The sequence below is a fragment of the Kitasatospora sp. NPDC054795 genome (assembly GCF_053611565.1).
The window spans coordinates 1-10,263 of sequence record NZ_JBSHAP010000209.1; the positions used below are offsets into that span (position 1 = coordinate 1).

Below are 10,263 nucleotides of genomic sequence, written 5' to 3' on the forward strand. Positions count from 1 at the left end.
TGTTGTTTATAAGAGACTGGGAAGGGAGCAGGAAGTCGGCCCGGCCGACTTCCTGCTCCCTTCCTTGTGAGCGGGACCGGTCAGCCGAGCAGCAGGAACTTGGTGGACGGGGTGTTCCGGTAGGTGCTGCAGTCGGTGTTCTGGGTGGTCGTGCTGTACGTGAAGCCGTAGGGGACGTCACAGGCCCAGAGGCCGCTGTACGGCTTGCGGAGGTGGAAGGCGTTGGACTGGCCGCCGCCCGTGGTGAGGTTGCAGGCGGTGCCCCAGACGAGGTAGTCGTAGGTGAACTCCGGGGTGCCCATGCAGGCGACCAGGCCGTCGACCGGCTTGCGCAGGTGGTACTGGTTGGACTGCACGCCGCTGATCTGGCTGCAGGCGAGACCCCAGGTGATGTTGTCGTAGACGAAGCCGGGCGTGCTCCGACAGGCCGTCAGGCCGTCGTAGGGGGTCCGCAGGTGGAACTGCGGCGAGTTCCAGCTGCCGCCGCCGCTGCAGCTGCGGTTCATCGACACCTGGTCGTAGACGTACCCGGCCGGGACCTCGCAGGCCCAGGAGCCGTCGAGGCTGGTGGTGCTGGCCTTCGCGGGGGTCGCGGCGACCGCGCCCGAGAGCAGGAGGGCGAGGGCGGCCAGTGCGGCGAGGAGCAGGCGGGCGAAGCGGGTGTGCGCGTGTGCGGTGGGCATGGTTCTCCCAGGGTCGTGGCCGGACACGGGGCCCGGCGCGGGAACAACGGGACATGCGGTACCGTGCGGGCCGACAACGGGAGTTGCGGCCCGCCGAAGGTTTTAGCACGGCGTCGTCACGGCTGCCTCACGAACCGCTCAACTCGGGTGGATGTTGTGAAGCCCTGACCGGAACCCCGCCCCGCCCGGAACCCTGCCCCGACCCCTTGAGTTCCAGGGGCCGGGGCGGGGTTCCGTCGGGTGCCGGTCCGGTCGAACGGCACGCCAGGACTCGTCTCAGCGCGTGACCACCCAGGACAGGCTCGCGGTCAGCTTCGCGCGCAGCGCCGGGTCCGCGACGGCCGGGGTCGGGTCGGTGGCGACGGCGGTGAGGGTGTGCGGCCGGGAGCGCGGCCCGGTCAGCTTGAGCTCGGCCAGGTCCAGCGCGGTGCGGCCGCCCAGCCGGGGCAGCTCGCGCCCGTCCAGGTACCAGCGGAGCCGGGTGGCGGGCACCGGCAGGTCGACGGTGAGGCGGTCCGCGGGGGTGAGCCGACTGCCGCCGGGGGTGGGGCTGGTGAGCGGGGTGGCGTGGCGGTAGAAGCCCGCGATCATCGCTTCACGCCCGGGCAGGTTGAACTCGCGTCCGAGCGAGCGCATGATCGAGTTCTCGGTCGGCCGGTAGAGCCCGGTGGGGTAGTAGCCGCCGCCCTCGTAGGTGCCGACCGTGCCGCCGTCCGGTGAGGCCTGTCCCAGCCAGCGTGACCACTTGGTGCCCTGGCCGCGCATCCGGTCGGCGGTCAGGGTGCTGATGTTGGCCTCGGCGGGTTCGTCGCCCTGGTACGTCCCCTGGCCGTCGTAGGCATACTCGTCGGCCAGCTTGCCCAGCGAGTGCCCGGTCTCGTGCACCGCGATCTGCCCGGACTTCGCATTGCTGCCCGCCACGGTGGCGATGCCCTCGTAGCCGACCGAGGACTTGACGTCGTTGTAGCCGGCGCCGCCGTACTTGGCGGTGTTGGCCACCACGAGCACCAGGTCCGCCTGCGGGGCCTTCGCCGCGTACGACTCGACGGCCTTCTCGTCCACGCAGAGCAGCCGCTCCACGCCGTCGCACCAGAAGTACGATCCCAGCGCGGTGTGCCGCACCGTCGCCCGGTCCGGGTCCCCGGTCACGCCCGACTCGGGGGAAACGGTGTTCACCGTCCAGACGTTGAACAGTGAGCGGTAGGTGGCGTAGGGCTCGACGGAGGTCATCTCGCGCCACTTCTGGTCCGCGTCCGCACGGAACTTGTCCTGCTCCTGCGCCGTGTACCCGTCGCCGATCACCACCACGTCCAGCTTGGTGGCCGGTTCGCCGTTGTGGACCAGTGCCGTGACCTCGCCGTCCCCCTGCACGGGTGCCAGGCCCTGGGGGTGGCCGGCGAGGTAGGGGGAGGCGGCCGGGGCCTGGGCGCGGGAGATGCCGCCGTCCTCCGCGAACACCTCCACCTGACGGGTCGGCGGGGTGCCGTCCGCGGGGCGGCTCCAGGCCGGTGCGGCCCCCAGCACCGTTCCGGCGAGTACGGTGGCGAGCAGGGCGGTGGTGGTCCTGAGGGTGGTGCGGTGCACGGGTGTCCTTCCGGAGGTGCGGTCTGTGGCCAGCCCCCTTCCCATGTCGATAACCTGACAATCATTTGTCATGCCGGATGCCGACGACCTCCTCTTCGACACGGTCGGCCAGATCCACCCGCCGGACCGGGGGCCGTCGCGCGGCGGGGCTCACCGCTCTTGGCGGCCGCCCGCCTTCGGAGTCGTGCACAGTGCGTCGTCGACCAGCCTGTTCTCCGCCTCCGCCACCCGCAGGACGTCCCCGTCGGTGGCGGCCTGGACGCCCGACAGCGAGACCGTGACGCCGCGCCGGCCCTCGGCGGTGACGCCGGTGGTGCTGATCCACCCGGCGTCACCGCCCTCGTGGCCCCAGTACTCCCCGCCGCAGGACAGTCGACGCGAGAAGATCCCCAGTCCGGCCCGGGCACCCGGCATGAACCGCTCGAACTTCTCGCTGACCTCGACGGTCCGGGTCATCTCCGCCAGCTGCGCCGGTGCCAGGAGCCGGCCGCCGAGCAGGGCGCCGAAGAACCGGTCGAGGTCGGCGGTGGTGGAGACGAGCCCGGCCTCGCCGTTGGTGCCGGAGCCGATCTGCTCGGTGACGTCCACGAACGGCTCGCCGGCCGCGAACCTCTGGTAGGTCTCGGCGTGCGGCCGGGGCAGGGCGGGGGACGTGCCCGGGTGGAAGGTGTGATCGAGGCCCAGCGGCCGGACGATCCGGTCCCTGACCTCCTCGTGCCAGGGGTGCCCGGTGAGCTGCTCGATGATCATCCCGAGCAGGACGTAACCGGTGTTGCTGTAGTTCCAGCCCGTGTCGGGGTCGAAGTCCGGGCGGTGGGCCATCGCCCGGGCGACGATCTGCTCGGGTGTGTACGCATCCGACCGGTGCTGCTGGAAGTCCTCCGCCGAGGTGTAGTCCGGGTAGTCGTCATGGATGCCGCTGGTGTGCTGGAGCAGCTGGCGGACAGTGATCGCGCGACCGTCGTTGCCGTTTCCGGACACCACGCCGGGCAGCCACCGATCGACCGGGTCGTCCAGGGAGAGCCTGTTCTCGCCGGCGAGCTGCAGGGTCACGGTGGCTACGAACGTCTTGGTGATGCTGGCGATCCTGAAGTAGCCGTTCCGGGGCACCGGCCGGCGTTCCGTCAGATCGGCGACGCCGCCGGCGGCGGTCAGGTTCCGGCCGTCGGAGGTGACCACGCGGGCCTGGACTCCGGTGGCGCCGACCGCGATGAGCGCGTCGGCGTCGCGCTGGAGCCGGATCCGGAGCCGGTCGTCGTGCTGCGGGGAGGCCGGCGCTGAGGGCGCACCGGTGGAAAGGGTCACGGCCGCGACGGCGGCCAGCGTGACGTTCCGTCGGACGGATCGGTGATGCCGCCGCGGGGCACGAATCGGTGAAGTCGTCATGGGCGTTGACGCTAGGTCCGGGTGGGGAACCGGACGATACCGCTCACCCGTCAGAAAAGAGGGTAGTGGGCTGTAATGCCCGGCCCGGCCCCATGGGCCAGACTGGTGCGAATGAAGCACCATGGGGCCGGTCGGCTTTCGGAGATGTGGCGCGGTCTGGGCTACCTGTTGGGGAGCCTGTTCACCGCTGCGGCCGCCGTGCTGGCGCTGCCCGTACTCGCCGTCCCGGTCACGGCCCGCTCCTGGGCGTCCTGGCATCGCCGCCGCGCCGACCGGCTGTTGGGCTCTCCGCGCTCCGGCCCGGTCCGGGGCGGCCCGTGGCGGGTCCTCGGCTGGCTCTGCGCCTGCACCGTGACAGCCCTGGCGTTCGGCCTCGTCCTGCTGCTGTGCGCGGGCAACGCCGTAACCACGGCCGTCACGGTGCCCCTGTGGTGGGCGCTGCCCGCCGGCACCCGCGCGGGCGGCTTCGCCGCCGGTGTCCCCCTGACCGGGTGGGGCACGGCGCTGACCCTCGGGACCGCACAAGCCGTCGCCTTCGCGGCCCTGACCTACTGGCTGGCTCCCCGGCTGGCCCGCCTGCACGCCCGGACCTGCGTTGCGCTGCTGTCCCCCTCGACCGCCGCGCGGCTGGCACAGCGGGTGGAGACACTGACCGAGACGCGGGCACACGCCATGAACGCGCACGGTGCGGAACTCCGCCGGATCGAGCGCGACCTGCACGACGGCACCCAGGCCCGGCTGGTGGCCATCGCGATGCGGCTTGGCGTGGCCCGTGAGCTGCTGAGCGACGACCCCCGGCTGGTGGCCGGGCTCCTGGAGGAGGCGCACGAGAACACGGAGGAGGCCATGACGGAGCTGAGGGCGGTGATCCGGACGATCTACCCGCCGATCCTCGCCGACCGCGGCCTCGCCGGGGCGCTGACCGCGGTGGCCTCCCGATCGGCGATCGAGACCACCCTCGACATCGGCTCCGGTGGCTCCGGCGACCTCGACACGGTCCCCGCCGCGGTCGAGGCCGTCGCCTACTTCACGATCGCCGAGGCGCTCACCAACGCCGCCAAGCACAGCCGGGCCACCCGGATCGCCGTCCGCGTCGCACGCGAGGGCGACCGGCTGGCGATCGAGGTCACCGACGACGGCGTCGGCGGCGCCGACGAGACGCTGGGCACCGGCATCACCGGAATCCGCCACCGCGTCCTGGCGCTCGACGGCACCGTCCATCTCCACAGCCCCGGCGGTGGCCCGACCACGATCACCGTGAGCCTGCCGTGCGCGTCGTGATCGCCGAGGACAACGTCCTGCTGGCCAACGGGCTGGAACTCCTGCTGACCGCCACGGGCTTCGAGGTCGCCGCGATCACCCCGGACGCCCCCGGCTTCGTCGCCGCCGTCACCGAACACCGCCCGGACGTCGCCATCGTCGACGTACGGCTGCCGCCCGGCTTCCGCGACGAAGGCATCCACGCCGCGATCCGCGCCCGCCGCCTGCACCCCGGCCTGCCCGTGCTCGTCCTCTCCCAGTACGTCGAGCAGCAGTACGCCGGCGAGCTGATCTCCGACGGCCGCGGCGGCGTCGGCTACCTCCTCAAGGACCGGGTGAGCCGGGTGAGCGAGTTCACCGACGCACTGCGGCGGGTCGCCGCCGGCGGCACCGTCATGGACCCCGAGGTGATCGGCCAGCTCCTCACCCGGCCCGCCCGCGACCCGATCGCCGCCCTCACGCCGCGCGAACGCGAGGTCCTCGCCCTGATGGCCGAAGGAAAGGACAACACCACCATCGCCAACCGGCTCGTCATCACCGACAACGCCGTCCACAAGCACATCGGCCACATCTTCGCCAAGCTCGGCCTCTCGCCGGCCGACAGCGGACACCGCCGCGTCCTCGCCGTCCTCACCTACCTCAGCCGCCGCTGAGGAGCCCGCACGCCCGGCCGGTCGTCCCGCACGCCGTCCCGCACGTCGGCCCGGCCGTCGGCCCGGTGGAACGCCCATCCGGAACGCGCACGCGGAACGCCCGGCCGGGAAGCCCGGCCGAGCGCTCCGCTCAGGTGTGGGTCGGGGTCAGAACTGGGTGCTGACCGTGACGCCACTGAAGTCGGTGACGGCGTACAGGCTGAGGTAGCGGTAGCCGGCGGTGGGGTTGGTGACGGTGAGGGACTGGGTGGTGCCGGTGCCGGTGGAGGAGGCGGTGAAGGCCTTCGGCGAGGCCCAGGTGTCCGCGTTGTAGTAGAGGTGCGCGGTACCGGTGCCGCCGGAGGTGGTGACCTTCAGCGTGGTCGTTCCGGCCGGCAGGTAGACGTACAGGTAGTCGAGGTTGCCGGCGGTCGCGGCGCGGCCGCCGCGGGAGCAGTTCCGGCCCATCGCGTCGGCGCGCTGCTCGGTGCAGGCCGGCAGGACGACCGGGGCGGCGGTCACGGTGACGGTGGCCGGGGTGGTGGAGATCCGGCCGGTGTCGTCGGTGGTGGTCAGGGCGACGGTGTAGCTGCCGGCCGCCGAGTAGGTGTGGCTCGGGTTGCGCTCGTCCGAGGAGGTGCCGTCGCCGAAGGTCCAGTGCCAGGCGGTGATCCGGCCGGAACCGGTCTGCACCGACCGGTCGTTCACGCTGACGGTCGCGCCGTTCACCGAGGTGTCGAACAGGGCGGTCGGGCCGGGGTTGTAGCAGGCGCCGCCGGCGCAGGCGTCGAGCCAGGCATCGAAGTCGGCGTCGTAGGAGGTGCCGAGGCTGTTGTAGACCGCGTAGCCGCCGGGGTAGTCACCGACGCGGAACCGGGCCAGCATGGCCTGGACGTCGGCCGGGTGCTTCTCCACCATGTACCGGGTGGCCAGGTAGCCCCACGGGTAGACGCGGGTCGAGTCCGAGTTGCCGGGGGTGCTCTGGAAGAGGGTGCTGAGCTTGTAGGTGTGCTTGGCGGCCTGGGCCATCGCGTCGGTGTCGGTGGCGCCGCGGTAGCTGTGCGAGACGTACTCGGCGAGGCCCTCGACCCACCAGATGTCCGGGACGGACATCTGGGTGCGGTAGTTGCCCTTGAGGTCGTAAATGCTGTCGAGGTAGTGGGTGTACTCGTGGTTGAGGTTCCACACCCGGGCCGGGTCGTTGTTGTTCCAGGTCTTCTGGTACATCACGGTCACGGCCGGCTTGTTCGGGTCGGTCGCGTCCATGACGGTCTGGCCGCCGTTGTCGGTGTCGTTGCCGAAGATCGCCCACGAGTAGGTGGTGTAGTCGGTCTTGTTGGCGAAGATCCCGAAGGTGACGTTCTTGGCGTACTGGTTCGGGATCGGCCCGTTGTCCTTGACCACGCCGTGGAAGAAGGCGTCCTGGTTGCGCAGGCTGGCGCAGACGGTGGCCAGTTCCTCGGCCGACAGCGCCTGGGCCTGGATGGTCCGGTTGTCGCAGACCAGTTGGTGCGGCAGGACCACCGAGGTGAGCTTGGCGGGCAGGTTGCAGATGTCGTAGTACGAGCACTGGCCGCTGTTGTAGTACGCGGCCTGGACGGCCGTGTGCACGTACAGCGGCGCCGCCGGCGTCAGCAGCGGTGCGGCGTCCAGCACCTTCCTGACCAGCGGCTTGACCACGGCCTCGACGGCGGGGCCGCTCCCGGCCATCCGGGCCAGGTCGTTGCCCGCGTTGGTGTCGAGGACCTCGTTGGGCCCGCCGATCAGGTCCTTGTGGTTGATCGCGAAGTCGGCGAGGGAGACGGCGAGGCTCGGGTCGGCGGCGACCGCCCTGACGAAGTCCTGGTTCGAGTTGCCCCGCCAGAGCGGGTACTGCAGCACGGAGTTGACCGCGCCGACCATCTTCGGGACGGCGTTGTAGGAGTTGTTGTAGTCGTCCAGTATCCGCTTGTAGACGCCCAGGTAGCCGGCCTGGACGTTGGCGCTGTCGGTGAGCCACACCATGTCCCTGAGCACGATGCCGTTGCTCTCGGTGACGTCGTGCCAGCGGGCGCCGGCGAAGAACGCGTCCAGGGCGGCCCGGACGGCGGTGGTGAGCTCGCCGGTGTACGGGCCGGTCGCGTCGGGGTAGTAGAACTGGATGTAGTAGCCCACCTGCAGGTAGAGCGCCAGTTGCTGGATGCCGGCCGAGTTGTCGCCGGTGTAGCCGGCCGCCAGGTCCTTGAAGGCGGCCGCGACGGACAGCATCCGGGACTGCCGGAAGATGCTCGGGTCGGCGCCACCGCTGCTGTACAGACCCCGGATGCACTCCGGGGTCGAGCTCTTGATGAACGCGACCAGGTCGGCCCCGGTGCGGGCGGCGAAGTCGGCCGGGGTGCAGGCCTGCGCGGCGGCAGCGGCCGCGTCCGCGCCGGACAGGGCCTGCGGGGCAAGGGTCTTGGGCGCGACGGGGGCGGCCGTCGCGGCCGTGGCCGCCGTGGTGGCCGGCCCGCCCATGAGTCGCTCGCCGATCAGCGCCGGGGGCAGCGGGGCCGCGGGTGCGGCGGGCTCCTCGGAGCCTGTCGTCGCGCCGGCCGTGGGCGCGGCGGGTGCTGCGGGTGCGTTCGGGTCGGTCGTGGTCGTGGCGGCCGCGGTCAGGGCCGGGGCGGCGGGCGCCGCGAAGGCCTGGGCCGGCAGCACGGCGGTGGCCGTGGCACAACAGGCGACGACGCCGGCCGCGAGCGTGGAGAGTCTTGTGCGCAGGAGCACGCCGAGTCCTTCTTCGAGTGGGGGCAGCCCGACGTGGGGTCGGACTGAGTGAAGGAGATGAGGAGATTGGCGTGGATCCTGTCACTGACCGGCCATCAGAACAATGTCACAGGTTATATGGCACACGATTTTCAGCCACCTCGCGCCCACCACGCCCCGACACGTGGCTGACCTGCAACTGTCGCGGCCGGGGCGGCACGGAGGATGGGCGCCGGAGGCCCGGCAGGTCACGAGCCGGCAGATTTGCCCGAGGCCGCCCGGGCCGACGGTCCACCCGGAGTGGCCGATCTCCGCCCCCACCGGGCGGCGGGCCCCTTCACCCCCACTCCGACCGCTCGGCCAGACGGCGATACCACCAGAACTCCGTGCGCCACCGGCGCCGGTGAGCGAAACGGGTCGGGGAGAGTACGGCGCAGGAACACCGCATCCAGCGGCTTCACGAGTCGGCCGAGCTCGGCGCGCGCCGGCGCCGGCAGTCTCTCCAGGACCTCCTCCAGCACGTCACGTACGTGCCTGACGTCCTCGAAGGAACACCCCGAGCACGAGCAGGACGACTCCCGCGGGTACAGCGGACGCCTCCCCGGCGGATGCACGAACTCGCGGTATCGCCGCCGCACCCGGTTTCCGACGACCGTCGCCGCCCTCGCCGACCCGTGAGGGCAGCAACGGGACGGCCATGTTGTCGGAACTCACCCTGCCGCCGGTGTCGGCGGCAGTCGATCCGCGTGACCGCTGAAGCCCCGTGGAACCGGTCAGCCGGTGCCCGGGCCACGCGCGGCCGCCGTCTCCTCGCCGAGTTCAGGATGCTCGATCCGCCGCCGTACGACGCCCGGAGCGAGAGCACCTTCGCCCCTGGATCGGCTCCCAGCCGTTGCGCTCACCGTATTTCTGCAGCGGCACGACCCCGCGGAACACGAGGAGCCCTTCGAGTTCGTCGACGACGGACTCATCAGCCGCATCGCCCTCCCCGGGCCGCCGGATCAGTGTCGGACACCGACCAAGTGATCGTTTCAGGATGAGTCGAGTCATAGGTCCTGTGTTCGGCGATGATGTCGCCGGGCAGTCTGGAATCGGTACACCTTCAGTCGCCGGTGGGGCCGGCCATGGTGGTGGCGCTTGGGGGTCGGACGCGCCGACGCCCCGAGGTGCACCGTCTCAACCCTGTGAGGGTGTCCAGAACGCGGTGATCCTCGCTGTTCCGGGCCCGATCCTCTGCCAGGAACCGTCGAATTCGAGGACGGCCGCGGAGGCGGTCGGGAACCCGGACTCTTCCACCCGCCGCGAGAGGTCGCCGTCGGCCGTACCGACGAGGAGCCGGACCAGCTCGGGCAGGCTCGGATTGTGTCCGACGACGACCAGATCGCCCACGTCGTCCGAACTCGCCCGCACCATCGCGACCAGCTCGCCGATTCCCGCTTCCCCCCGATGGATCTCCACACTGAGGTCGTAGAGCCCCTGCTCGTGGACCGTCTCGGAGAGTCGCGGCAACGCGGCGCCCACGCGTTCCCAGGTCTCCCTGGTCCGGCGGGCGCCGGACACCCGCGCGAGATCGGGCGTGATGCCGGAACCCGCGAGCCACCGTCCGGTCCGGGACGCCTCCTCCCGCCCCCGCTCGTCGAGACGCCGTTCCTTGTCGACCGCCGTCTCCCGTTCGGCCTGCGCATGACGAATCAGGACGAGCCTCCGGCCGGTACCCACGATCACGTCGACCTCCCCATGTCCGCGGGCCCTGTTGCGGCTCGGCGGAATCACTTGATCCTTTGTATCCGGACACTACCCGGCGCGGGTGGCAGCAGCGGAGCCACGCGCTTCCCCAGGTCAGCCAGAACAAGATCACCACGCACCGGGACGCCCTGCCGACCAAGATCGCCCGGTGTGGTGGCCGGGGTGCTGTTGGTGGTTGGTGGCCGGGTGCTGCCGGTGCTGCCGGGTGTGTGGTGTTAGGGGTTGGTGTGGGTGGTGGTTTGGTA

Annotated in this window: 7 protein-coding genes; 2 read left to right on the forward strand and 5 right to left on the reverse strand. The window is 71.3% G+C overall.

The genetic code is table 11. The features are described 5' to 3' along the window. Positions 1 to 80: 80 nt before the first annotated feature. The 3 genes from ACWGJO_RS39625 to ACWGJO_RS39635 form a co-directional block, all read right to left on the reverse strand. On the reverse strand, positions 81 to 683 hold the full coding sequence (locus ACWGJO_RS39625; RefSeq protein WP_452190548.1) for a hypothetical protein: 603 nt from the start codon (positions 681 to 683) through the stop codon (positions 81 to 83). A 276-nt stretch (positions 684 to 959) separates the two neighbouring features. Continuing rightward, positions 960 to 2,267, reverse strand: coding sequence for a M64 family metallopeptidase (locus ACWGJO_RS39630; RefSeq protein ID WP_452190550.1), 1,308 nt, complete (start codon positions 2,265 to 2,267; stop codon positions 960 to 962). Between the two features lie 150 nt (positions 2,268 to 2,417). Beyond that, positions 2,418 to 3,572 (reverse strand): serine hydrolase domain-containing protein, encoded by a 1,155-nt coding sequence (locus ACWGJO_RS39635; RefSeq protein WP_452190552.1) that lies wholly within the window; start codon positions 3,570 to 3,572, stop codon positions 2,418 to 2,420. Between the two features lie 192 nt (positions 3,573 to 3,764). Here ACWGJO_RS39635 and ACWGJO_RS39640 point away from each other — a divergent pair, with 192 nt between their 5' ends. Both ACWGJO_RS39640 and ACWGJO_RS39645 read left to right on the forward strand, forming a co-directional pair. Then, positions 3,765 to 4,934, forward strand: a complete 1,170-nt coding sequence (locus tag ACWGJO_RS39640; RefSeq protein WP_452190554.1) for a histidine kinase — start codon at positions 3,765 to 3,767, stop codon at positions 4,932 to 4,934. Continuing rightward, positions 4,922 to 5,566, forward strand: a complete 645-nt coding sequence (locus ACWGJO_RS39645; protein WP_452190556.1) for a response regulator transcription factor — start codon at positions 4,922 to 4,924, stop codon at positions 5,564 to 5,566. The genes ACWGJO_RS39640 and ACWGJO_RS39645 overlap by 13 nt, the downstream gene beginning before the upstream one ends. A 147-nt stretch (positions 5,567 to 5,713) precedes the next feature. On the opposite strand, the gene ACWGJO_RS39650 is transcribed toward ACWGJO_RS39645, so the two are convergent. Both ACWGJO_RS39650 and ACWGJO_RS39655 read right to left on the reverse strand, forming a co-directional pair. After that, on the reverse strand, positions 5,714 to 8,293 hold the full coding sequence (locus tag ACWGJO_RS39650) for a collagenase (RefSeq protein WP_452190558.1): 2,580 nt from the start codon (positions 8,291 to 8,293) through the stop codon (positions 5,714 to 5,716). A 1,155-nt stretch (positions 8,294 to 9,448) separates the two neighbouring features. After that, positions 9,449 to 9,997, reverse strand: coding sequence for a SixA phosphatase family protein (locus ACWGJO_RS39655; RefSeq protein ID WP_452190559.1), 549 nt, complete (start codon positions 9,995 to 9,997; stop codon positions 9,449 to 9,451). Positions 9,998 to 10,263 lie beyond the last annotated feature (266 nt).

Coding starts and splice junctions, on each gene's coding strand:
- ACWGJO_RS39625 (WP_452190548.1), bottom strand. CDS start 683: ATGCCCACCGCACACGCGCACACCCGCTTCGCCCGCCTGCTCCTCGCC.
- ACWGJO_RS39640 (WP_452190554.1), top strand. CDS start 3,765: ATGAAGCACCATGGGGCCGGTCGGCTTTCGGAGATGTGGCGCGGTCTG.